Genomic DNA, 24,398 nt, shown 5'->3' with positions numbered 1-24,398 from the left:
GGTCGCGCTATAAACTAAGCGTGCTAGTGTCCCCATCGTCTAGAGGCCTAGGACATCGCCCTTTCACGGCGGTAACCGGGGTTCGAATCCCCGTGGGGACGCCAATCTTTTTTAGTGTTAACGCTAAAAAATACAGTTAAAAAGCCATGCTAATTTAGTATGGCTTTTTTGTTTTTGTAGCTTTATAAATTCTCTTTCCCGTTTTTTGCTCGTGCGCTTTTTTTATTATGGGCTTCTTTTCTTTCTTATGCGGTTTTTAGCGGTAACCTCAATTTGTTGCAAAGCCATTTTTGCTAAGGTTTTGCCAAATACACCTGCGCAAACTGCAAATCCTCTGGAAACGTCAGTTTGATATTGCTATGACTGCCTTCCACCAATAACGGCTGTTTGCCAAAATGCTCAAATAAACTGGCTTCATCAGTAAATGCAATCGTTTGCTCAATAGCTTGGCTCAGATAATCATACAGTGTTGCCAATGGGAAAATCTGCGGGGTTTGGGCTAGCCACAACTGACTGCGATCAAGCGTTTTTTGTGACAACACTTTGTCTTGTGCATGGATGATTTGTTTGACCGTATCGCGTACCGGTATTGCTAATAAGCCACCCGCCGACTCCTGCGCTCGTTCTTGTTGTGACTGTTGATGCGACTGTTGCGAAAATTGCTGCGTGGTCTGTGTGATCAATTTTTCTATATCGCTCGGATTGACACAAGGACGCGCAGCATCATGAATCAGCACCCAATGATTATCATACGCATGATGACTAGCTTTTTCACTAAAGGCTTTGTCATTGAACGCTTTATCATTGGAGGTCTTGTCACTCAACGGATTCTGATATTGTTGCCAAATCGTTTTCACGGCGTTAAACACCGAATTCATCCGCTCTTTGCCACCTATCACCCACTCGATTGGCATGCTAAAGCCCAGTGTTTTGGCAATCGTATCTTCTTCAGAAACTACCAAATAGCAAGTGCTTAGCTGGTGGACTTTGCTTAGCGCCGCTATGCTGTGTTGTAGCACCGTCTGACCGCTAATATGGGCGTACTGTTTTGGCATTTGACTACCAAAGCGTTTGCCAACGCCTGCAGCGACGACCACGGTGTCAATCGTAAAGTTGTTAGATAAATTGGCAGGTATTGTGCTAAGTTCTGACATGGCGTCTTTTCAACAATAAAGTAAACAGTTGACAGTAAAAATTGAGACAAATATAACTTTGGCAGTTTTTATGGTTGAGGCGTGGCGGTGTTGTGGGCGGTCGGTGTGACCACATCTGTACTATACACACTGCTAGCGGTCGACATTTGCACAAAAGTTTCGCCTTGTTTGATTAAACCTAAATCAGAGCGAGCGTGTTCTTCCACCGCTTCAAGTCCGTTTTTTAAGTCTTTAACATCGGCAAGCAATACCTCATTGGCTTTTTGCTGATCACTATTGATGGATTGCTGTTCGCTGATTTGTTTATTTAACGCTGCCAAATCGCCACGACCATTGGTGCCAAACCAATACTGGTATTGTAGACATACCAACACAATCACCGCAAAAATAATCATAAACAGTTGACGCAAATAAGTCATGACAGCACTCAATAATAAAAACTTTTGGCATAAAAAAACCTTACCCCACGCATTGTAGCAAATTCAATGTCATGGGTTAAGGTTTTTATCACTTCAATGCTTCATCAAGCTTTAAAATTTAAGCTTTAAAATTTAAGCTTTTAAAGTTAGGCTTTTGGATTGCGTAAACCGATAAACTCGTCAGCACCGTGGTAGCTTGCAGTGACCATCTGCTCGATACGAAGCAGTTGGTTGTATTTGGCAACACGGTCAGAACGGCACAGTGAGCCTGTTTTGATTTGACCTGCAGCTGTCCCCACGGCTAAGTCAGCGATGGTGCTGTCTTCAGTCTCACCTGAGCGGTGTGAGATGACGGTGGCATAGCCATTTTTCTTCGCTAGATAAATGGCGTCTAAGGTTTCTGATAAAGTACCAATTTGGTTAAATTTAATCAAAATCGCATTGGCAATGTGTTTGTCGATACCTTCTTGTAGAATTTTTGGGTTGGTCACAAACAAATCGTCACCCACGAGCTGCACTTTGTCGCCCAATTTTTGCGTTAAGTACGCCCATCCATCCCAATCGCTTTCATCTAGACCATCTTCAATCGAGATAATTGGGTATTGGCTCACAAGACTGGCTAAATAATCCGCAAAACCTTCTGAACTAAAGGCTTTATTACCTTCGCCTTCAAGTACGTATTGACCGTTTTTGTAAAACTCTGATGAGGCACAATCAAGCGCTAAGTAAATATCTTTACCTGCGGTATAACCTGCCTGCTCAATCGCTTGCATGATGACAGTAATCGCTTCTTCGTTTGAGCGTAAGTTTGGTGCAAAACCACCTTCATCACCGACTGCGGTATTTAAGCCTTGTTTTTTTAGCACAGATTTTAGGCTATGAAACACTTCTGTACCCGCACGCAACGCTTCACCGAAGCTGGTGAAATTAACAGGCTCAATCATAAACTCTTGGATATCAACGGTGTTGTCCGCGTGGGCACCGCCATTTAGGATGTTCATCATCGGTACAGGCATGGATAGTGATGTTTGCCCACGTAGGTTGGCAATGTACTGGTGAAGTGGCAGTTTTTGTGATTGTGCGGCGGCACGGGCTGCTGCTAAAGATACTGCTAAGGTCGCATTGGCGCCCAATTTTTCTTTGTTTTCTGTGCCATCAAGCGCTAATAATTTGTTGTCAATGTCTTGTTGTTTTGATACGTCCATATCAACGAGTGATGAACGAATTTCACTATTGACGTTGGCAACGGCTTTTTTGACCCCTTTACCTAGATAGCGTGATGCGTCACCATCACGCAGCTCAAGCGCTTCACGTGAGCCTGTCGATGCCCCCGATGGTGCTGCTGCACGACCTATAGTACCATCCGCTAAAATCACATCGGCTTCAATGGTTGGGTTGCCGCGTGAGTCCAAAATTTCGCGGGCAATGATATCTTTGATTTGGTTATTGGTGGTGGTTTCTTCAGCGTACATGGTATTTTCCTTGGCTGTCACAATCAACAATGGGATTGTTAAAATACAAATGGGGTGGGTTTATCATAGCACATTTTAACAGGTTTTAGCAGCTTATCACTATCGCCTATAGGTGATGCATAGTCATGCCTAGCCAAGTAAAACCAGCCCCAACAGGTTGTCAAAACAACCATAAGCCGTTAGGAAATGACCTTCATGCGGGTGAGTCGCAAGGCATTGAGTAGTACAGAAATTGAGCTCAGCGCCATCGCTGCGGCTGCAATCATTGGATTGAGTAGCCCAAACGCCGCTAACGGTATACCAAGGCAATTATAGATAAACGCAAAAAATAGGTTTTGCTTGATATTACGCAGGGTTGCGCGAGCAATTGTGACCGCATAATCGACATGTTTGAGCGACTCGCCCATCAGCCTTGCCGTGGCGCTATGCTTGGCAATATCGGTTGCCCCTTCTACCGCAAAACTTGCAGTCGCCGTCGCCATCGCGGGGGCATCATTCACCCCATCGCCCACCATTGCCACCTTTTTGCCTTGTTGTTGCCATTCATCAATGCGCTGCGCTTTGTCACGTGGCGACAGCTCGCCAAGTGCCTTGCTGGCGTTAATCTGCTGACCCACATAATCCACCACCGATTGCTTGTCACCACTCATCACTACCACATCTAGATGATGGGCTTGCAGCGACGCAATCACCTTAATGCTGTCTTGTTTAAGCTCGTCGGCTAGCGCAAAAGCTGCCACAGGGGTGTCATTGATACTTACCGCCCCTTGACTGGCAATTTGCCAAACGGGATTGGCTTGGATAATCGCTGCAGGCAACTGAAGGTTGGCAAAACTTGGCGTGCCGATTTTCACCCGCCCAATCGTGGCTACCTGTGCCTGTATCCCCTGCCCCAGCACTGTCTCTACATGGCTTATGGTAAATGCCGCTGGACTTTGAGGCGTATCAGTTTGCTTAGTATAGGATTCAGCATAGTTCACTAGCGTGGTCGCAAGCGGGTGGTTCGCATGACGCTCGACACTGGCAACGAGCTGCAGCAGTGCGGCTTTGTCTAAGTTAAACAGTTTTAGATTGTCATCTATCAGGTACGCTGCAGATAATTGGGGTTTGCCTTGGGTGATGGTGCCTGTTTTATCGAGTACTACTGTATCAATTGCGCCTGCCGCTTCTAAGGCTTGCGCATCTTTAAACCAAACCCCTGAGCGTGCTGCCACACCCATGCCCGCCATGATGGCTGCCGGCGTCGCCAGTCCCAATGCACAGGGGCAAGCAATCACTAACACGGACACCGCGCGCATAAGTGCCGTGTCAAACGCGCCTAAGAACCAATAATTGGCAAAAAAAGTTAACAAAGCGATGGCAACCACCACCGGCACAAAGATACCTGCGACTCTATCTGCGAGACGGGCGATGTGAGCTTTACTGCCTTGTGCGTCGTTGAGCGCCTGTATCATATCACCGAGCCGTGTTTGGCTACCTTTGGCGGTGATTTGGTATTCAAAGCTGCCGTTTTCTACCATGGCACCTGCCAGCACCGTGCTGCCAATATGTTTAGACAGGGGCACTGATTCACCCGTCAAATGGCTTTCATCACACCAGCCTTCGCCAAAGGTGACGATGCCATCAGTGGCAATGCGAGTACCTGCTTTAGCACGTAAAATTTGACCAGCCGTGACTTGATCAAGGGGCAGGGTTTGCCACTGTGCATCTTGGCTTTGTGGATTGGGGCTTTTAACTTCCACTTGCTCAGGGGTGAGCGCTAATAGCAAATTGATGCTATTTAGGCTGTGTTTTTTGGTACGGGCTTCTAGGTATTTCCCCATTTTGACAAAGGCAATTACCATCACGCTGGCTTCAAAATACACATGGGGCATACTATGCGCCATCCCATCATGCCCCATTTGGGCTGTGGTTTGCAGATAGCTCAACCAACTATAGGTCGAGTATGCCCAAATTGTCAGTGTGCCAAGCACCACCAGCACGTCCATATTGGCAAGACCGCCTTTGATACTCGCCCAGGCACTTTTGTAAAACCCCATCGCCAAGCCAAACTGTACGATAGTTGCCAACACAAATTGTAGCCACAGCGGCGGCATCAGTGCATGACTGCCCATCATCATGCCTGCCATGCCAATCAAAAAAGGCAGCAAGCAAATCCAAACCGCAATCAAGGTGTAGGGCACTGTCTGCTCATGGGCTTCATGCTCAAATAGCGCGTTCTGCGGCTGTACTTTTGCCTCATAGCCTGTCTTTTTCACCCATTCTACAATCTGCTCGGCGTTGGTTTGTGATGCATCAAACTGCACCTGCGCTACTTCATTGGCATAATTGACATCGGCTTTCACTATCGCAGGCTTTTTATTGAGCACTTTTTCGATGCGGCTGGCACAGGCTTGACAAGTCATGCCATCAATATCAAGAATGATTTGCTCGGTATGGGCGTTGTCTGACGCGTGGGTGATCGATTGGGTAGTCATGATAGTGTCTGTCTTGTATGGAGTCCTTGTATGGTGTCTTTGTATGGCGTCGTTATACTACGTCAAAGCCAGCGTCTTCAATCGCTTCTTTAAGCGCGCTTTGTTGTACTTGGCTGTCATCAAAGCTGATGGTTGCGTTGTTATGATCAAGGCTGACATCGACAGATTGCACCCCTGCCACTTGATTGAGGGCATTGGTTACGCTTTTGACGCAGCCGCCACAAGTCATGCCTTGGATATTTAATGTGATGGTTTGGGTTGTCATACTACGCTCCTTTTTTTTGGTGGTTTTAGGTGGCTATTTTTTTAGTTAATGGGCTTGTTTGCTAAGCCAATCTTGCATTTGTTTGATTTCTGGCGTTTGCGCTTGTTTAATCTGCTTGGCGAGTGTTAGCATCGCTGGATTTTTACCATAGGTTTGCTCTATCGTTGCCATATCAATTGCGCCTTGGTGATGCGGTATCATACCCTTGGCAAAGGCAATATCAGGATTGGCGTCCATAGTCCCTTGCATCATGGTATCATGGTTGCCCATATCTTTTTGCTGATAGGCTTGCGTTATTTCTTTGGCATTGCTCGCCGCTACCTGACTTGATTCGTTTTTAGCTAACCAGTTTTGCATGACGCTGATTTCACTTTGCTGGGCATCGACGATTTTTTGCGCAAGGGCTTTCATCTCGGCATCTTTGCCATATTGCAGCTCCACTTTTGCCATCGCAATTGCGCCTTCATGATGCGGTATCATGCCTTTGGCAAAGCCGACATCGGCATTCTTAGCTTGCACCCCTGCTGACATGGCTTGGTGCATTTTATTCATGATATCCATATAAGCCATGATATGCGGCGGCTGTGATTGTGACTGCGTATCCGCTGCCGAAGCCATATGATGCATTGACTGCGCTTGGGTCATGCTCGCATCGGCACTTCTCGCATTGGTACTTGTAGCATGGCTACTTGATGCTGTCGCTGCAGTTTGGGTAGTGTCATTTTTTGTACACGCCGTCATACCTAGCACTAATGCCACCAGCCATGGCAAACCCATGATGTTATTCATATTCATATCCTTCAGGTTGATTTTTTTACGTTCTTTAAAAAAAAGATTGATTTATCACACTGTGGTATTACTATAAACCTTAACATTAGGTCAAGGTCAAGCAAAAAATGAATATTAATGAAGTCGCTAAATTGACTGAGTTATCGCCTAGACAAATTCGTGAGTATGAAAAACTCGGTTTATTACAAAGCATCCAACGCACTGACAGCGGTTACCGTATTTTTAGCGATACCCAATTACAGCGTCTAAAATTTATCAAACATGCCCGTGATGTGGGATTTTCATTAGCGCAGATTGAAGCGTTATTGGCTCTACAAGACAACAAGCAGCGTAGCAATGCCAAAGTCAAAGCATTAACGCGCAATCACATCGATGAACTAAACGATAAAATACAGCGGTTACAATCAATGAAAGCCACCCTGCAAGGATGGCACGATAGTTGTTTGGGAGACGGCTCGCCTACCTGTAGTATTCTAGAGGGCTTACAAGATGGCGTACAGGATAACTCAGTGACCAAGCACACTTGCCACACCGAGCGTAGCTACTGAACAAGCGATTTAGTTTAGGAAAGTCTACCATCTTTTGCCAAATCACCCGCTAAAGTACGATTGTTGGCAGGGTTGGCAGGTGCTTCAATCGGGAAAGGCTCGGTAATATAGTCAACATTGGTCAGCGCAGCTTTGAAAGCAAAAACTGACGTCTGGGTATCATCAAAGCTGACAATCACGCGATGATTTTCAGGCTCAAGATGTACTGCCTGCACCCCGCCGATGGTGGTTAACGCTTTCATGACTTCCTCATAGCCTGCAGGGTCATTAATGCCTTTTAAATCATACGCGACTGTTTGAATTGCCATGGTTATTCCTGTATTTATGCGGTGGGTGATAAAATATTTTTCTAGTCCTGTAATCTAGCACTATAACATAGCCAAAAAAAAGCCTCGTTATTGATTGATAGCATTTTAATAACAAGGCGTTGCAAATTTGTGTTTAAAACTTGCGTAAAAATTAGTGGGTATCTAACACCTCAAACCCTTTGACTAAGGTATCAAGCTGTTTTAACTGGGCCAAAAACGGCTCAAGCTGGCTCAGCCGCAGCGCACAAGGACCATCGCATTTGGCAACATCAGGATTTGGATGCGCTTCCAAAAATAACCCTGCCAATCCTGTTGCCATGCCAGCACGTGCTAACGTGGTAATCTGTTCTCGGCGACCGCCTGCACTATCTGCTCTTGCCCCTGGCTGCTGCAAGCTATGGGTCACATCAAAAAACACGGGAACCTGCATTTTTTTCATAGTGTCAAACCCCAGCATATCGACAACGAGATTGTTATAGCCAAACGCGCTACCGCGTTCACATAAGATGATTTTATCATTACCGGCTTCAAGGCATTTATTGATGATATGCTTCATCTCATGGGGTGCCAAAAACTGCGCTTTTTTGACGTTAATAATCGCACCGGTTTTTGCCATCGCTGCTACCAAGTCGGTTTGGCGGCTCAAAAACGCGGGCAACTGGATAATATCCGCCACCGCTGCCACAGGCTCAGCTTGGTACGGCTCGTGTACGTCAGTGATAATGGGCACATTGAAGGTTTTTTTGATATCGCTTAGCCATTCGATACCTTTTTCCAGACCTGGACCACGAAACGAGTACAAGCTTGAGCGATTGGCTTTATCAAAACTTGCCTTAAACACATAGCCGATATTTAAGCGCTTACAGATTTCAATATAGCTTTCAGCAATTTCAAATGCCAAGTCTTTGCTTTCTAGTACATTCATGCCGCCAAACAGCACAAACGGTTGATCATTGCCGATGGTGATATCATTGAGCTGAATATGGGATTGTGGTGTCGGTAAGTTAGTGGTCATAGGGCTCTCAGTATGTTGTCAAAGTTTTTATTGATTGTCACTATAGCATAATTGGCTATAGGCAATGGCTAAAAACAAAAAACCACCTGTAACAGATGGTTTTTTGTGCATCATAAATACTATTTTTTGGTTTGTTTCGCCGCTGCAACAAAGCTATTGAACAATGGATGACCACCGCGTGGCTGGCTGGTAAATTCTGGATGGAATTGTACCGCCACATACCAAGGATGATTGGCAATTTCCACTGACTCGACCAAATGCTGTTTGGCTGAATAACCAGAAATTTTCATACCGGCATTTTCCAGCTGTTCAATATAGCGACCATTCATTTCATAGCGGTGACGATGACGCTCAGTAATCACAGGGCTGCCATAGATTTGACGCAGTTTGCTGTCTTCCACAAGCTCGGCTTTTTGGGCGCCCAAACGCATGGTACCGCCTAAGTCCGAGGCGTCACTACGCACTTGTAGTTCACCTTTTTCATCAAACCATTCTGTAATCAAACCAATCAATGGCGCCTTGGTTTTTTTATCAAACTCTGTTGAGTTGGCGTCTAAACCTAATACATTGCGCGCAAACTCAATGACGGCTAATTGCATTCCCAAACAAATCCCCAAATAAGGCACATTGTTTTCGCGGGCATAGCGAATTGCTTTCATTTTACCCAAGGTGCCGCGCTCACCGAATCCACCAGGAACAAGCACAGCATCGGCAGATTTAATATGCTCAAACAGGCTGTCATCATTTTCAAGTTTTTCAGCATCGACATAGTCAATATTGACTTTGACATTGTTTGCCACGCCCGCATGTAGCAAGGCTTCATTGATTGACTTATAAGCATCAGGCAGTTCGACGTATTTACCCACCATCGCCACAGTTACGGTTTCTTGGGTATTTAACAACGCTTGGGTAAACTGGTGCCAATCACTCAAGTCCGCCTCTGGGGTATCTAACCCAAAGCGTTCACAAATCAAATCATCTAAATGCTGGGCATGCAGGATACTTGGAATTTGATAAATGGATTTGGCATCTGGGCAAAGGATAACGGCACGTTGCTCAACATTGGTAAACGATGCAATTTTTAGGCGATTATCATCGCTAATCGCATGTTCACTACGACAAATTAGCACATCAGGCTGCAAGCCAATGCTGCGTAATTCTTTGACTGAGTGCTGTGTTGGTTTGGTTTTGCTCTCGCCTGCACTCGCGATATAAGGCACTAGGGTTAAATGCATCAGCATCGCATTGTTGCGGCCAAGTTCAACTTGCATTTGACGCACCGCTTCCATGAATGGCAAGCTTTCAATATCACCGACAGTACCACCGATTTCAATCATCGCAATATCGTAGCCTTCGCCGCTGGCACGAATACGCGCTTTGATTTCATCGGTAATATGCGGAATGACCTGTACCGTACCGCCCAAATAATCCCCGCGACGTTCTTTCTCAATCACTGCCGAATAAATACGCCCACTGGTAAAGTTGTTGCGCTGGGTCATTTTTGAGTGGCGCAAAAAACGCTCGTAATAACCCAAATCAAGGTCAGTCTCTGCGCCATCTTCGGTAACAAATACTTCACCATGCTGAAACGGGCTCATTGTACCTGGATCAATATTGATATAAGGGTCCATTTTGGTCATGGTGACTTTCAGACCACGTGCCTCGAGAATCGCGGCTACCGATGCAGCGGTGATACCTTTGCCAAGTGAAGAAACGACACCGCCAGTTACAAAGATGAATTTTGTCATGTTATCTATTTCGCTCGTTGGTAAAAAAGAATTTTACTCGAAAATGCCTAAGTTTAGCAAAAAATTATTTTTATCAATAAATAGTTCACTCATAAAAAAATCCACTCATCGCTGAGTGGATTTTTTGATAGCAAATTCTAGTAAAGATTAGAATCTGTATTCGATACCAGTACCGATACCAAAACCGTCTTGGTCATCTTGACCTTCTTGCTCTAGATTTGAGTAGCCAGCGTATACGTGACCCGTTGCATTGGCATTGAATGCATACTTACCACCTAATACTAAACGCTGTGCGTCATCACCATCAACACCGCCAACATTTGAGGTCATTTCAGCTTGCGCATAGGCTGTCCAAGGCGTTGCAGTTTTGTAGGTTGCACTTACTGCAGCCAAGTTTTCTTTGTCACTAGTGTCTAAATCACTGATTTGATACAATGCACCAAGACCAATTTGGTTATTTAAGTCATAGGCACCGCTTAAGCGAGTAGTATTGAAATCACCTGATTTGATGTAGGTTGCACCAGCACGGAATGGTTGATTTGCTGGCTCATACTTCACACCTACACCAAACGCTTCTGCATCTGTGGGTAAATCAGATGCGTTATCCTCTTTAAATGCATACATACCCATGAATTGAAGACCGTTATAGGCTGGTGAAAAGTAAGCCATCGCATTGTTTACACGGTCACCATCCCAAGAGGCCGCATTGAAACCGTCGTATTGACCTACAGTTTGGCTAACGTAATTGATGTTGTCATCGATTGCAGACAAACGACCAGCAACCAAAGTACCATATTGTTTGTTAGATAGACCTAAATAAGTGTCACGTGAATGAAATTGATTTTGTGATTTGCCTTTCACAGTGCCACCGTTGTCACTATCAATTTCAACACCATACTCTAATTGGTATACCAAGTCAGTATTAGCTGTTAGTGCTTCGGCACCTTTAAAACCAATACGCGAGGCAGTAGAATTCAACTTAGTAGTTGATTCATCGTCAAAATCAGAATAATCAACTGTAACTAACGCTTTACCGTAAACTGTTGGAGCAGCATGGGCAGCAGAAACTGAAAGTGCAGCGACGGCTGTGGCTAAAAGTAATTTTTTCATAGGACATCTCTATAAGGAAAAACAAATTTTAGATAACTGGTGACTTGTCAGCACCACTACCTCTCCGAACGACCAAAGCAAGAAAATCTTTACTTTGATTATTATTAATAGCGTCAACTATTAACTGTATAAGTCTAGCAATAAAGTATGAATATATTTACATTTTATTCGTACTAATTACTAAAAACCTACTTCTAACTACTAGGATAACAATTTTGAAATATTTTGCAATAGTTTTTTTAATTTTTACGTGATTGTAAGTTTATTTTTAATCTTAGTGACATAATATTCTTTCTAGTATTAAATCATATTTTTTTTAATTAATTTTTTAGCGTTAATGAAAATAAAAAAGCTAACTAAAAAATTAGTTAGCTTTTACAGCAATCTAAAAGTTAGATATATTAGAACTTATATTCTAAGCCACCACCCACGATTGTTCTATCTGAAACATTATCAGTATCGATTTGTGCAGCGTACAAGTGACCTTTGGTAGCTTTGTTAAAGCTATATTCAGCACCTAACGCAACTTCAGTAGCATCACGGTCTTTCACGCCACTTTGGTTTGAAGTGTCAATATATTGTGCTTTAACCGCCCATGGCGTTGCCCCAATTTTGTATTTACCGCTTAACAGCCATGATTTCTCATTATCATCAGTGTTAAAGTCATAATCTTGATATAGCGCACCCAGTGTTAGACCATCAACCATGTTCATTTTGCCCATGTCTACTGAGCCCGCTAAACGCCATCCACTTGTATCTTTACCATATACTGAATTGTCATAACCTAAACCGATATATACACCATTTTGGTCATAGTTTACCATTGCAGAGTAAGCATTTTTCTTGTCACGATAGACGGCAGGTTTTGCTGGTGTACCTTTAGTGTAACCAATAATATCTTTACCAGTCACATCATAAATCGCTTGTGGTGCAACGGCTGCAACAGCTGGCGTAGCTACACATTTATCATCATCATTTTTAGAGCATTCATCGAGGCTCACCGCGCCTAAAAAGGTAACTGGCATACCTACCAATGTTGGTGATTTATAAGCAATCACGTTGTCAACGCGTTGTTCACCCGCCATTAGCTTACCTAACGCTACGTTATCGTAATCATTGAATACATCAACACTGCCTTTAGTTAGTTTAAATGGTGTGTCGTGACGACCGGCAAGTAAAGTACCCATAGTGTTATGAGCTAAACCGATGAATGTATTACGAGAGTAAAATTGTTGGTTGGTTTTACGGGCATTGCTATCAGCATCAACATCAATACCGTATTCCAATTGATACACAAGTTTAGTAGTATCAGTAAGATCATCTTCACCTTTAAAACCAATACGTGAAGAGTTAGAAACTAATTTTGTACTAGAAGTATCATCATTTTTAGCAGTTTTATCATCAACATCTGTATATTCGCCAGTTAATAAGACTTTACCATATACAGTAGGTGCAGCATGGGCAGCAGTGATTGAAGCTAAAGCGATGGCTGAAGCGATTGCGATTTTTTTCATAAGGATTTCTCCACAGTATCCTAGGTAAAACTACACAGATGCGTAGCAATTCTTTTGTCTAGATATATTTTGCCAACAATTTGTTACAAAACAATGAAAAAGTTAACAGAATCTAAAACTTTCCTTGTGAAATCAGAGTAATTCACTCTGAAACATTTTGCAATATTTTTATGCCATAAAAAAACCATCAGTTACAAATCTGATGGTTTTTTGAATGATTGATATGTTTGATTTGCTAAAATCTAGTTAGCTTTGAGATTAAGACGAGCTTGATGTAACAATGGCTCAGTATATCCGCTGGGTTGTACTGTACCTTTGAAGATAAGATCACGCGCTGCATTGTATGCCCAAGTGTTATAGTCATTTGCCATTGGGATATAGGCGGGATCGTCTTTGCTTTGCTCATCGACCATTTTTGCCATACGTTTGAGTACGTCATCCACTTGCTCAGGCGTCACAACCCCATGCGCTAGCCAGTTGGCAACGTGCTGGCTAGAAATACGCAAGGTAGCACGGTCTTCCATCAAGGCAACGTCGTCAATATCTAGTACTTTAGAACAGCCAACGCCTTGGTCAACCCAGCGCGCTACATATCCTAAAATACCTTGAATATTGTTTTCAAGCTCGGCAGTTTTTTGCTCATCTGTCCAGTTGGTATCCGTAGCAAGTGGCACGGTCAAAATGTCATCAAGCTTGGCGGGCTCGCGGTTTTTGATATCATCTAACACGTCCATGACGTTGGTTTCATGGTAGTGCATGGCGTGAAGCGTCGCGCCCGTCGGCGATGGTACCCAGGCACAAGTCGCGCCTGACTTTGGATGATTGGACTTGGTGGCAACCATTTCTTTCATGTTGTCAGGTTTTGCCCACATGCCTTTACCGATTTGCGCTTTACCAGGTAAGCCTAATTTGACGCCCATGTCTACGTTCCAACGCTCATAAGCATTGAGCCAATCGGTATTTTTCATGTCGTTTTTACGGACAAAGGGACCCGCCTTCATACTGGTGTGCATCTCGTCACCAGTACGATCCATAAAGCCTGTGTTAATAAAGATAACGCGGTTTTTAGCAACGCGGATACATTCTTTTAAGTTAACGGTAGTACGGCGCTCTTCATCCATGATACCGACTTTTAAGGTATTCTCGGGTAGGTCTAACGCTTTTTCTACCGCTGAGAATAAATCTACCGTAAATTGCACTTCTTCCGGACCGTGCATTTTTGGTTTTACGATATACATTGAACCTGTACGTGAATTGCTTAAGCTATTTTTACCCAAAATATCTGGCAGGCTACACAGTGGTGTGATTAGCGCATCCATGATACCTTCATAAATTTCTTCTTGTTTGCCTTCAAAATCGACTAAAATCGCGGGGTTGGTCATCAAGTGACCGACATTACGAATCAGCATCACTGAACGACCGTGCAAGGTGATTTTTCCACCATCTGGCGCGGTGTATTCACGGTCAGGGTTCATGGTACGAGTGGTTTGTTTGCCATTTTTTTCAAAGGTGTCAATCAAATCGCCTTTCATCAAGCCAAACCAGTTGCGATATACTTCTACTTTCTCTTCAGCGTCAACGGCAGCGACTGAGTCTTCACAGTCTTGAATGGTGGTAACCGCAGCTTCCATCAAGACATCTTTGATGCCTGCAGGGTCATCTTTACCCACATGGCTTGATGGGTCAATTTGGATTTCGGCATGCAAGCCGTTATTTTTCAGTAAAATACCCGTTGGGTTGGCCGCATCGCCTAGGAAACCCGCGAATTTTTCTGACTGGGCTAGTGAGGTGGTTTTATCGCCTTGGAGTATCACTAATTTACCGTCTTCAACTTTAAAACCGGTGACGTCAGCATATTTACCCTCAGCTAAGGCAAAGTTGGCATCCAAGAAGTTTTTGGCGTATTTTACGACTTCGGCACCACGAACAGGGTTGTAGCCTTTGCCTTTTTCTGCGCCATTGGTTTCATCGATGACATCAGTACCGTATAGCGCATCATACAAGCTGCCCCAACGCGCATTTGCTGCGTTTAGCGCATAACGTGCATTGCGTACAGGTACCACTAACTGTGGGCCTGCGATATGGGCGATTTCGTCATCCACGTTTTGGGTTTCAACCAAAAAGTCATCGCCTTCTGGGACGATGTAGTTGATGTCTTTTAAAAATTGGGTATAAGCGGCTTTGTCGATTTGGCCGTTACTAGCGGGGTTGTTGTCATGCCAGTCATCGATTTGGGTTTGAATCTCGTCACGTTTTGCCAACAATGCTTTATTACGGGGTTGGAATGTTTGGACAATTTTTTCAAAATCTTGCCAATATTTTTCGTTATCGATGCCTACGACTGGTGTAACTTCATTGGCAATGAAGTTATAAAGCTGTGTATCAATCGCTAGACTACCCTTTTGAACGCGTTCTGACATGGCATTTTTCCTTATGTTATGACCTAAAATAGCAAAAAATTCACATTTGATTATACGAACATCATTTATAAAAATAAAGAAATAAAAACTATTTATTTTTTAAATAATCGTTATATATAAATTTTTGTGCTAAGGGTTTTATCGCTGATTTTTGGTAAAATATCACTTTATTAACTTGTGAATAAGTGAGTAACCCCTTGTCAAATTCCGCTCTTATCAATAATCCAGTACAAACGGACAGCAGTTTTGATGAATTAGCCGTCATCGACTTGGATAACGATAACTCTGTCTATCAGCCAAAACCCATTGATATCACCCCTGTTTTGGCGTTTTTGGGTTGTACGACGTCGGATAAATGGCTAAAAGCCGCAATGGCAGATTTGCCGACCATCATCCAAGATCATGCCAATTGTGAAAAAAAAGCCGCAGGCACCGCGATGAATTTGATTTTTCGCTATATGTCGCATACCGAGCTGCAATTAAAGCTTGCTCAGCTGATTCGAGAAGAAATGCTCCATTATGAGCAAGTGATGGGATTGATGGCAGAGCGGGGACAAGCATGGCAACATATTGCTGCAGGTCGCTACGCCGCAGGTATGCTCAAACATAAACGCACTTACGAGCCGCAAGCGATGATAGACACGTTAATTATTGGTGCTTTCATCGAAGCGCGATCGTGTGAACGTTTTTGGGCACTGTCACAAGTGATTGAGGATGAGCGTTTGGCAAAATATTATCGCTATTTGCTAAAATCAGAAAGTCGACATTTTGAAGATTATTTGGCATTGGCACAAAGTATCAGTGACGAGCCGATTGATGCGCGGGTGGCGTTTTTTCGTCAAGTAGAGGCGCAGCTCATCAATGAACCCGATGATGAATTACGCTTTCATAGTGGGGTACCCAGTTGGATTGCATGAGGTTGGATTGCGTGAGATTTTTATAGACTGTAACGATAAAAAAAGCTAACCATCAAATGGGGTGGATGGTTAGCTATTACAATTACAATTTAATCCTTAAACTGACTCACTGCCATTTACTGTCACTCACTACCAACGCTTGGAATAGAGCCATCAGGATTAATAGTGCGTTTTTGGGCATTTTCTGGGGTACTATAAAGATTGCGCTCATTAATGGTGTCGCTTTTTAGCTGTTCATTACCAACCGCGTCCCCGCCAATGGTATGTTCATTAACATTATCATCGAACGCTTGTCCCGGTTGATTACGACGATCGACAAACTCGGCAGACTTATCGCCTAAATTAACGTGTTTGGTTTGTGCTTCTGGTAAATTCATGGTCATTCCTTTTTTGGTATCAATTTTGCTATCCACCCAACAACATGCTTAAACTCAACTTAGTGATATCGAAAATTACTGATCTCGGTCGATATCTACACTACCATCTGATAACGTATGAAGTGAATTTTCTGCATTGAGATTGGCTTGGGCAGTTTGCTGTAATTTCTGCGCCTCTTCCTCAGAAATACGTGCTACATTTTCATCCGATAATTCGCCATTCGCCACGTCTTCTGCGGATTGGACTTTTACCGCCGCTTGTGGGGTATTATCAAAAATATCGGGCGTTTCCATTGACGGCGACATGCCTGTGGTCAATCCATCACCCGATTGGTGGGTGACACTGTCTTCTACTACAACGGCTTGCGGGGTCACAGCGACACCTGTTTTTGGGTCTACAATCTCTACGTTATTTTGATTTTGCATTTTTTATTCCTTTAATTAATTGTTATCGCTCAATGAGTTATTATTTTTATAGGTTGAGCTGTATAAATTAGTTATTCAAAATTTAATGATTAAAAGCTTAGTATTTAAAAGTTTAACAATTAAAATTCTAGTGGTTATCAGTACGCAATGACTCGTCAATAAAAGGGGTGTTTTCACTTTTGTCTAAGTCTTGTGGCTCACCTTTCACGCTATTTTGTTTATCCAAATTTTCTGATAATTGACTAGGATCCACATTTTCTGTGGCTTTTTGAATCTCGGTTTGGTTGCTTGACTGATTCTGTGCTTGGTTTTGTGCTTGATTCTGTGACATGGTAATTTTCCTTATGTTTTTTATTAATATCAATTCAAGTCAAAGATTTTAATCAAAGACTTTTAAATAGAACGCGATTAAATTTATGTAAAAAAAATAGCCAATTCAATCGCTTTTATACTTATAATTTCATGATTTGATAGTAGCAAATAAAGGCGGTTAGTGATAAGTATTCGCGTAACAAGCTGTTATCACTATGTGATAAGTGTTTAGCTGTGTGAAATTTTGGCAGATTTATTACTATTCGGTAAATTTTGAACTTTGAGTGTAATTCAAGCAGTCATCAACAAAAAACCGCCATCTTCTGTAGATAGCGGTGTAATTGACTCAAACTTGTGATTAGCAAAATTAGCCTTTTCTGGTGATTTTGGTCAATAAATAATCTTGTGCCGAGAATGCTGCTTCACCTTCACCAGGGGTAATCGCTCGCCATGTACCTTTGGCATCAAGCTCCCATGCATTGACATTGTCTTTGAGATAATTGTGTAAATCTTCCATAATGCGTTTGAAGACGATGGGGTCTTCAATGGGGAAAGCCACTTCAACACGGCTAAACAAATTGCGATCCATCCAGTCTGCACTGGCGCAATATAAACGGTGGGTACGTTTGCCATTAGCATTGGGATTTTGATGCCCATTGGCAAAATAATACACGCGGGTATGCTCCAAAAAACGCCCGACGATAGAGCGCACGGTGATGTTATCGGATACGCCGGGTAATTGCGGACGAATACAACACATCGACCGGATAATCAGATTGACTTTAACGCCTGCTTGCGATGCTTCATATAGCTTGTCAATCAGTAATTTTTCGGTCATCGCATTGACCTTGATGATGATGTGCGCCTCTTTGCCTGCTTTGGCATGGGCAATTTCGTTGTTGATAAAGCCCATGAGTCTGTCATGCAAGGTGAAGGGGGCATGCAGTAGTTTTTGCACTTTGGCTGGTTTGCCCATGCCTGTGAGTTCGTTAAATATTTTATGCACATCTTCGGTGATTGCTTCATTGGCGGTAAATAGACCGTAGTCGGTATAAGCTTTGGCATTGCCCGCATGGTAGTTGCCTGTGCCCAAATGCACATAGCGGCGGATTTTATCTTCCTCACGGCGTACAATCATCATCAGCTTGGCGTGGGTCTTGTAGCCGACGATGCCATACACCACCACTGCCCCAGCCTGCTGCAGAAAGTTTGCTACTTCAATGTTGGATTTTTCATCAAAGCGCGCGCGTAGCTCAATCACCGCGGTGACTTCTTTGCCTTTACGCGCAGCTTCCGCCAGCGCTTGGACAATTTCAGAGTTTGTCCCCGAGCGATAAAGGGTCTGTTTGATGGCTAATACATGGGGGTCATTGGCGGCTTGGCGCAAAATGTTGACTACGGGTGAAAACGAATGAAACGGATGATGCACCAATACATCTTGCTTACGAATGGCATGGAACACATTTTCATTTTTATCCAAGCTATCACGGCGAAACGCTTTGGGAATGGCATGATTAAACGACTGATAACGCAAATTTGGGATTTTAAAATCAAACAACAAGCGCGTCAAATTGACAGGACCATTGACACGGTATAGCTGCTCTTGGCTTAAACCAAACTCATCAAGTAGATAATCCACCATCGGCTGTGGGCAATAGGTCGTCACTTCTAAGCGCACTTTGGCACCAAATCGTCGGTTCTCTAACTCACCTTCCAACGCTTTCGCCAAGTCTTCGACATCATCGGATAAATCTAAATCGGCGTTACGGGTCAAACGAAATTGGTGGCAGCCAGTGACCGTCATGCCAGGGAACAAGTCTTCGATATGCCCGTGAATCACTGCGGTGAGCATGATATGATGTTCTTTACCGCCTGTCAGTTCATTGGGTAAGCGAATAACCCGCGGTAAGCTTCGGGGTGCAGGGACAATCGCCATGTTAATATCGCGACCAAAGCCATCTTTGCCCTCTAAGCCCACCATAAAATTCAAGCTTTTATTCACCAATCTAGGAAAAGGATGTGCAGGGTCAATACTAATCGGCGTCAGCACGGGCGCGACTTGCTCGGCAAAGTATTTTTTTACCCATGCGGCTTGCTCTTGGGTCAATTCATCACGTTTTAGGTAGCGAATGTCTTGCTCCGCCAGTGCAGGCAGAATTTCATCATTTAAAATACGGTATTGCTTATCCACCGCATGATGGGCGATTTCAGAGATATATGACAAAACCTTACTGGGACGCATACCATCGATACTGCTCACCACATCGCCCATTTGTACTTTTTGCATCAAGCCTGCGACACGGATTTCAAAGAATTCATCTAAATTGGATGAAAAAATGATCAAGAAAAACAGTCGTTCAAGCAGTGGGTGGCGGGGATTGGTGGCTTGGGCGAGTACCCGCTGATGAAATTGTAACAGTGACAATTCACGATTAAAGTACAGCTCACTATCGTCTTGTTGGTATTCAAACACGTTTGGGTAGCAAATGCTGTTAAAGCCTAGTATCGGATTAATTTCTGATACATACTCTTCGCTGGGTTTATCTTGTTTGGCAGTGTTTGGCATAGCACAGTCCTTTTATGGTCAAGCATTTTTAACAGTGTAAAGTTAACAATGTAATGATAAGCGTGTAATGATACATGAGTTTCTTCACTATTCCGTGTCGGGCAAATCTGCCGCACCCATGCGCCGTAAAATAATTTGGGTTTTGTTAAGTAGGCGGCGGTCGTTACGGTTGTCTTCAAAATATTTGGGATTAGGTAGCATGGCAATCAAAGATGCGGCTTGTCGCTTGGTTAAATGCGCTGCCGACTTATGGTAGTAGTGCTGAGCGGCTGCTTCAATGCCATACACGCCTTTGCCAAACTCTGCGACATTGAGATAAGCAAGCAAAATCCGCTCTTTGGTCCACATATTTTCAATCATCAAGGTAATTAACGCTTCTTCGCCTTTGCGAAAATACGAGCGATTGGGGTATAAAAATAAATTCTTGGCAAGCTGTTGGCTAATGGTTGAGCCGCCCGCGCTGATAGCCCCCGCTTTTTCATTTTTCTTAATCGCATTCTCAATGCCCTGCACATCAAAGCCAGCATGATTGACAAAGTTGGCATCTTCACTGGCAATCGCCGCGCGTTTTACATTCACCGAAATTTGATTATCATCCACCCAGGTCTGACTGACAGGGGCAAAATTGCCCAAGCGATACAGTATCATGAACATGCTGTTGTTGATAGGCTGGGTTTTCCAGACAACCAATAAGGCGGCAACTATGACATGAAACGCAACAAAACAGGCAATAACAATGAGCAAAATACGCTTGAACCAGCCGCCAACACCGATACCGCGGTTGGTGGGTGGTAAAGCTGTGTTGACACGTTTGGGCTTTAACGACATTTTGGTAGCGGGTTTGGTCACGGTGTGTTCCTAGCGGCGGGGGCAAAAGCAGCGATGGCTTAAGCTAAAAATATAACGTATTATGGCATTTTTGGCTATATGCTAAGGCAGAATATGTCCGACTTCGACACGCAAAACATGACAAACATCCACGAGCAAATTATGCCTGACCCAACTACTTGGCGATTATATGGCACAGTGGGCTGTCATCTGTGTGAAATCGCTGAAAGCTTATTGCTGCAAGCACAAGCCGTTGCCGATATACGCTGGCAGTCGATTGATATTGCCGAGCTGCCAGAACAAGAGATGCTGGAATTTGCTGATAAAATACCTGTGCTAGTTACCGCTACCAAGACGTTATATTATCCTTTTTCCATCATGGATATTATAGCGTTAAGCTGAAAAGCCCATATAGATTATTGGCATAATATTAAAAATTTAATTCATTATGTCTTGGCAGATTTTTTTATCATCAACGCCATGCCACTAGCTGCGAGATTTTCTTGGGCAGTGGCGTACGCTCAGGTCAAGAGGTGCTCAAAGCCATTGCCCTTGGTGCAAAAGCCGCCATGATTGGTCGGTCGTTTTTGTATGGCTTGGGGGCATATGGCGAGGACGGTGTGCGCCGCGCGCTTGAAATTATCTACAACGAGATGGACATCAGTATGGCATTTGGTGGCTATACCAATATCCAACAGGTGAGCAAAGATATCCTCATCAAAGGCACGTATGAAGACTTGCTGACTCGTCCCTTCATTGTGCGAGAGCGTACTTAGTTGACCGTAGCAAACGAAAGGACGGATGTGAAGTGTTTTGGCACTTTGCCCGTCCTTTTGCTAATCTCTTGTTAACAGCTTTTTTTAAAGCTGATTTTAAAGCTTAGGTAATTGTTTTTTCAGTAAGCTTGCATCCATTTCCCGCGCTTCAAAACCCTGCGCTTCTTTCCAGCCTGCTTCATCAGCAAAGTACAAGCGATTAAATTGTTCATCACGATAAAACCGCATGGGCTGACCACTGTCGCCTTGAATCACAAAATTTTGCACAACTTCGTGAAATTTGGCACGGATATTGGCTTCATTGTGGTCGCTTGCGAGCGTCGGGGTGATGATATAAGCCAAATCATTGTAAAGTTGTGGACTTAACTGTCTAAACACCGCCTTGTTCTCAAGTAACTTGTGGACGATACGCTTTATATCGTCCAAACCAATCGTGCCTTCATGAAGTTCAAGAAACATCATTTTGATTGCCTCAATGTGTACCAGTGTGTATCGCCAAAAAAATGCTAGTATAACGATTAGCAGTTGAAAAATTAGTGGTTTAACGATTAGTAGTATAAACCCTTAGAAGCTGTATTCACAAGCACATATTTCTCAACAATTGAGTGATATGAGCAATTTTAATAAAAGATTCAGCAGATAAAACCGTAATTTCAAAATCTTTAGCGAGACGACGAGCATTATTTAACCAAGCGAAATTACGCTCGACCACCCAACGTTTAGCAATGATTCTCCACTCACCATTGATTTTTGTAGAAATATCAACAGGGATATTATGATTGTTCATAACATCTTGCTCAAAGGTTTTGCGATAACCTGCATCTGCTGAAATAGCTTCAATGGTTGGATAGGTTTTTAATGCCTTATCAACAACCATAATACCCGCTCTAGTGTCATGAATGTTAGCCGCATGAACAACAACGCCTAGTAGATTACCGATAGTATCAACAAGGATATGTCGTTTTCGACCTTTAACCTTTTTACCACCGTCAAAGCCCTTTTGCTCTGATTTACTGGTGGTTTTAACACTTTGAGAGTCAATGATGGCATACGTGGGTGTTGCTTCTTTACCAACGCTCAATCGTTTTTTTTAACCAATGTTTGTAGTATTTCATCCCAAAGCCCTGCTTGATTGGCTCTGCGATAGAAACTCCAGACTGTCGCGTATGGTGGAAAATCATTGGGTAACATTCGCCATTGACAGCCTGTTTTGGTAATATAAAGCACGGCATTGATAAGCTCTCGTTTTTCCCATTTGTAGCGTCTTTGGTTGCTAAAATGTGGTGCGATGAGTTGCCATTGTTCGTCTGTTAGGTCGGTTGGATAGCTCTTATTTGTCATCCGTAGATTTTAACATAACAAGTTAATATATTTAATGAAATATATTATTTTTATTTATGAATACAGGTTCTTAGAGGACACCTGCGTTCTCTACCTTCTTTTGGCTTAGGATAAAAAACAATTCGCTACCTTGTCTGGGCTTAATTGAATTATAGCAAGGCGCCAGTTTATCAATGGTGAAAAACTGCTGAAATAATGTTTCATATTCTTGCTTGTCGCCACCAAACGGTGGATTGCTTTCAAAATGCTTATCTAGCAACAAGCCTACCAATTTACCCGTGGGTTTGAGGAGCTTTTGCATTTGCTTGGCATAATCGCTGCGTCTACTAGGGTCAATCGCGCAAAAAAACGTCTGCTCAATAATATAATCAAACTGATACTGCGCAGGGTCTAAGCCAAAAAAATCCGCTTGTAGCAAGTGCGTTTTGGGAAAACTGGGATAGCGCTTGGCAAAATTATCCAAAGGGAGATTGGCAAAATCCACCACATAAACATGGCTAAAACCTTGTTCGTGAAGATAGCCTGCTTCGTAGGCGTTGCCCGCCCCAGGGATTAAAATCTGCACCGATTTACTCACGCCGTTGTCGAGTAAATGCTCGATATAGGCTTGCAGGGGTGGCGAAATTTTACCGATGTCCCACCCAGTATAGCCATTATCATAGCGTTTTTGCCAAAATTCGGCGTCGTTGACCGAGTGTTCAGTTAGCGTGTTGTTATCTTCCATGATTGCTGCTCCTGATAGTTTTTTAGGCTTTTCGAATGGTTAAAATTTGCTCGCTTCGACCAAATGCGCCGTGTGCGTCATGCAGCACGCTACTGGTCAGACCCACGCCATCGCTCCCAAATTGTTGCACAGTCTCAAGTCCCAGCCAACGCCCAACAGGCATACGGTGCAGATGGATTTGCAAATCTAAATTGGGGAAAAACCATTCAATGGTATTGGGTTGATGAATGCGCGGTACCACGCCATTGGCGGTATCGACCATGCCCATCAAATGCACAAAGTCGGATGTGGGCTTTGCTTGACCGTTTTCTTCGACCATGTCGATATCGGTATTGATCCACACGATACCATCACCTTGGCGGTTGTCGGGGTCGGCTTTGAGATAAATACTGTCAATATAGCCACCGCCCCAATGCTTCATGCCGTCCCAGTTCGGGTAGCTTTCTGGATGACCGATTCGCTCATCTTCAAGCCCAGCAATCTCTGAGGTATCGCTGGTTTGCATACGCCACGCGCGGGCAACGATACAGGTTTTGCCATTGGCTGCCATGGTGGTTTCGACCAGTTCGATAGTGCGACCCGGACGGATAATGTGGGTGGTCACGCTAACATCACCAAAATGAATCAGCCCAAAAATATCCAGACTGATGCGCCCGATACGCATGTCACTGCGCGGTTTGAATTGTTCAAGCTCGTAAGCCAACAGTCCTGTTGCTGCCGCCATGTGCTGTTCGTTATCATTCCATGCGCCTTGGCAGTGGATATTGCAGCGGTAGTTTGATGTGGTGATATCATCGGTCGTGGTGCAGTCAAGCAGTGTGTAATAGCTATTGCCCATAAAGTTCCCTTTTATGCCTAAAAATTGGTTGTGCCTAAAAATTGGTAAAACGCC

Annotated in this window: 25 protein-coding genes, 1 tRNA gene and 1 pseudogene; 5 read left to right on the top strand and 22 right to left on the bottom strand. The window is 43.6% G+C overall.

Going from position 1 to position 24,398, the window contains the following annotated elements:
* Window positions 1–28: 28 nt before the first annotated feature.
* Window positions 29–104 (top strand) — tRNA-Glu (locus RT422_RS05155).
* A gap of 189 nt (window positions 105–293) precedes the next feature.
* On the opposite strand, the gene RT422_RS05150 is transcribed toward RT422_RS05155, so the two are convergent.
* The 6 genes from RT422_RS05150 to RT422_RS05125 form a co-directional block, all read right to left on the bottom strand.
* On the bottom strand, window positions 294–1,154 hold the full coding sequence (locus RT422_RS05150; protein ID WP_313421550.1) for a 2-C-methyl-D-erythritol 4-phosphate cytidylyltransferase: 861 nt from the start codon (window positions 1,152–1,154) through the stop codon (window positions 294–296).
* Between the two features lie 68 nt (window positions 1,155–1,222).
* On the bottom strand, window positions 1,223–1,573 hold the full coding sequence (locus RT422_RS05145) for a septum formation initiator family protein (protein WP_309575468.1): 351 nt from the start codon (window positions 1,571–1,573) through the stop codon (window positions 1,223–1,225).
* A gap of 146 nt (window positions 1,574–1,719) precedes the next feature.
* Window positions 1,720–3,045: a phosphopyruvate hydratase gene (eno, locus tag RT422_RS05140; RefSeq protein WP_007116104.1), complete on the bottom strand. Its 1,326-nt coding sequence runs from the start codon at window positions 3,043–3,045 to the stop codon at window positions 1,720–1,722.
* Between the two features lie 179 nt (window positions 3,046–3,224).
* A complete protein-coding gene (locus tag RT422_RS05135; RefSeq protein ID WP_313421549.1) occupies window positions 3,225–5,522 on the bottom strand; it encodes a cation-translocating P-type ATPase in 2,298 nt (765 codons plus the stop codon).
* A 52-nt stretch (window positions 5,523–5,574) separates the two neighbouring features.
* Window positions 5,575–5,787, bottom strand: a complete 213-nt coding sequence (locus RT422_RS05130; protein ID WP_099807608.1) for a heavy-metal-associated domain-containing protein — start codon at window positions 5,785–5,787, stop codon at window positions 5,575–5,577.
* Between the two features lie 45 nt (window positions 5,788–5,832).
* Window positions 5,833–6,576 (bottom strand): DUF305 domain-containing protein, encoded by a 744-nt coding sequence (locus RT422_RS05125; RefSeq protein WP_313421548.1) that lies wholly within the window; start codon window positions 6,574–6,576, stop codon window positions 5,833–5,835.
* 107 nt (window positions 6,577–6,683) lie between these two features.
* Here RT422_RS05125 and RT422_RS05120 point away from each other — a divergent pair, with 107 nt between their 5' ends.
* Window positions 6,684–7,124 (top strand): MerR family DNA-binding protein, encoded by a 441-nt coding sequence (locus tag RT422_RS05120; protein WP_313421547.1) that lies wholly within the window; start codon window positions 6,684–6,686, stop codon window positions 7,122–7,124.
* A gap of 14 nt (window positions 7,125–7,138) precedes the next feature.
* Here the strand turns inward: RT422_RS05120 and RT422_RS05115 are convergent, their stop codons facing one another.
* The 6 genes from RT422_RS05115 to RT422_RS05090 form a co-directional block, all read right to left on the bottom strand.
* On the bottom strand, window positions 7,139–7,432 hold the full coding sequence (locus RT422_RS05115) for a heavy-metal-associated domain-containing protein (RefSeq protein ID WP_135888454.1): 294 nt from the start codon (window positions 7,430–7,432) through the stop codon (window positions 7,139–7,141).
* Between the two features lie 151 nt (window positions 7,433–7,583).
* The gene (kdsA, locus tag RT422_RS05110; protein ID WP_313421546.1) at window positions 7,584–8,447 is read right to left on the bottom strand and encodes a 3-deoxy-8-phosphooctulonate synthase; all 864 of its coding nucleotides are present in this window, start codon (window positions 8,445–8,447) and stop codon (window positions 7,584–7,586) included.
* Window positions 8,448–8,566: 119 nt separating this feature from the next.
* Complete coding sequence (locus tag RT422_RS05105) at window positions 8,567–10,195, bottom strand: CTP synthase (protein ID WP_065262630.1); 1,629 nt, start codon at window positions 10,193–10,195, stop codon at window positions 8,567–8,569.
* Window positions 10,196–10,342: 147 nt separating this feature from the next.
* On the bottom strand, window positions 10,343–11,305 hold the full coding sequence (locus tag RT422_RS05100; protein ID WP_313421545.1) for a porin: 963 nt from the start codon (window positions 11,303–11,305) through the stop codon (window positions 10,343–10,345).
* A 401-nt stretch (window positions 11,306–11,706) separates the two neighbouring features.
* Window positions 11,707–12,819, bottom strand: coding sequence for a porin (locus RT422_RS05095; protein ID WP_313421544.1), 1,113 nt, complete (start codon window positions 12,817–12,819; stop codon window positions 11,707–11,709).
* Between the two features lie 242 nt (window positions 12,820–13,061).
* Window positions 13,062–15,239, bottom strand: coding sequence for a malate synthase G (locus RT422_RS05090; RefSeq protein WP_313421542.1), 2,178 nt, complete (start codon window positions 15,237–15,239; stop codon window positions 13,062–13,064).
* Between the two features lie 269 nt (window positions 15,240–15,508).
* Here RT422_RS05090 and RT422_RS05085 point away from each other — a divergent pair, with 269 nt between their 5' ends.
* Window positions 15,509–16,156: a tRNA-(ms[2]io[6]A)-hydroxylase gene (locus RT422_RS05085; protein ID WP_405029438.1), complete on the top strand. Its 648-nt coding sequence runs from the start codon at window positions 15,509–15,511 to the stop codon at window positions 16,154–16,156.
* 122 nt (window positions 16,157–16,278) lie between these two features.
* Here RT422_RS05085 and RT422_RS05080 read toward each other — a convergent pair whose 3' ends face one another.
* The 5 genes from RT422_RS05080 to mtgA form a co-directional block, all read right to left on the bottom strand.
* Window positions 16,279–16,533 (bottom strand): hypothetical protein, encoded by a 255-nt coding sequence (locus RT422_RS05080; protein WP_284034610.1) that lies wholly within the window; start codon window positions 16,531–16,533, stop codon window positions 16,279–16,281.
* A gap of 75 nt (window positions 16,534–16,608) precedes the next feature.
* Window positions 16,609–16,959 carry a hypothetical protein gene (locus RT422_RS05075; RefSeq protein ID WP_313421540.1) on the bottom strand — a complete coding sequence of 117 codons (351 nt, stop codon included), beginning with the start codon at window positions 16,957–16,959 and terminating at the stop codon, window positions 16,609–16,611.
* 127 nt (window positions 16,960–17,086) lie between these two features.
* Window positions 17,087–17,290, bottom strand: a complete 204-nt coding sequence (locus RT422_RS05070) for a hypothetical protein (protein WP_138018778.1) — start codon at window positions 17,288–17,290, stop codon at window positions 17,087–17,089.
* A gap of 348 nt (window positions 17,291–17,638) precedes the next feature.
* Window positions 17,639–19,837, bottom strand: coding sequence for a polyphosphate kinase 1 (gene ppk1, locus RT422_RS05065; RefSeq protein ID WP_313421538.1), 2,199 nt, complete (start codon window positions 19,835–19,837; stop codon window positions 17,639–17,641).
* A gap of 87 nt (window positions 19,838–19,924) precedes the next feature.
* Complete coding sequence (gene mtgA, locus RT422_RS05060) at window positions 19,925–20,686, bottom strand: monofunctional biosynthetic peptidoglycan transglycosylase (RefSeq protein ID WP_284034607.1); 762 nt, start codon at window positions 20,684–20,686, stop codon at window positions 19,925–19,927.
* Window positions 20,687–20,779: 93 nt separating this feature from the next.
* Here mtgA and RT422_RS05055 point away from each other — a divergent pair, with 93 nt between their 5' ends.
* Entirely contained in the window at window positions 20,780–21,067 is a 288-nt protein-coding gene (locus RT422_RS05055) for a glutaredoxin family protein (protein WP_284034606.1), read from the top strand.
* An 89-nt stretch (window positions 21,068–21,156) separates the two neighbouring features.
* Window positions 21,157–21,441: pseudogene (locus RT422_RS05050) on the top strand (alpha-hydroxy-acid oxidizing protein); the annotation flags it as partial.
* Window positions 21,442–21,537: 96 nt separating this feature from the next.
* Here RT422_RS05050 and RT422_RS05045 read toward each other — a convergent pair.
* The 5 genes from RT422_RS05045 to RT422_RS05025 form a co-directional block, all read right to left on the bottom strand.
* A complete protein-coding gene (locus tag RT422_RS05045) occupies window positions 21,538–21,903 on the bottom strand; it encodes a hypothetical protein (RefSeq protein ID WP_050325813.1) in 366 nt (121 codons plus the stop codon).
* Window positions 21,904–22,018: 115 nt separating this feature from the next.
* Entirely contained in the window at window positions 22,019–22,522 is a 504-nt protein-coding gene (locus RT422_RS05040; RefSeq protein WP_050325023.1) for an IS5 family transposase, read from the bottom strand.
* Window positions 22,519–22,782 carry a transposase gene (locus RT422_RS05035; protein ID WP_050325022.1) on the bottom strand — a complete coding sequence of 88 codons (264 nt, stop codon included), beginning with the start codon at window positions 22,780–22,782 and terminating at the stop codon, window positions 22,519–22,521. Before RT422_RS05035 ends, RT422_RS05040 begins: the two co-directional genes overlap by 4 nt.
* A gap of 70 nt (window positions 22,783–22,852) precedes the next feature.
* Window positions 22,853–23,506 (bottom strand): methyltransferase domain-containing protein, encoded by a 654-nt coding sequence (locus tag RT422_RS05030; RefSeq protein ID WP_313421536.1) that lies wholly within the window; start codon window positions 23,504–23,506, stop codon window positions 22,853–22,855.
* Between the two features lie 22 nt (window positions 23,507–23,528).
* Complete coding sequence (locus RT422_RS05025; protein ID WP_007116127.1) at window positions 23,529–24,344, bottom strand: thioesterase family protein; 816 nt, start codon at window positions 24,342–24,344, stop codon at window positions 23,529–23,531.
* Window positions 24,345–24,398 lie beyond the last annotated feature (54 nt).

It is taken from the genome of Moraxella sp. CTOTU49803 (assembly GCF_032097965.1).
In the GTDB taxonomy this organism is placed as follows: domain Bacteria; phylum Pseudomonadota; class Gammaproteobacteria; order Pseudomonadales; family Moraxellaceae; genus Faucicola; species Faucicola tetraodonis.
Note: the sequence above shows the minus strand (reverse complement) of the source record. Positions and strands in the feature narration are given on the sequence as shown.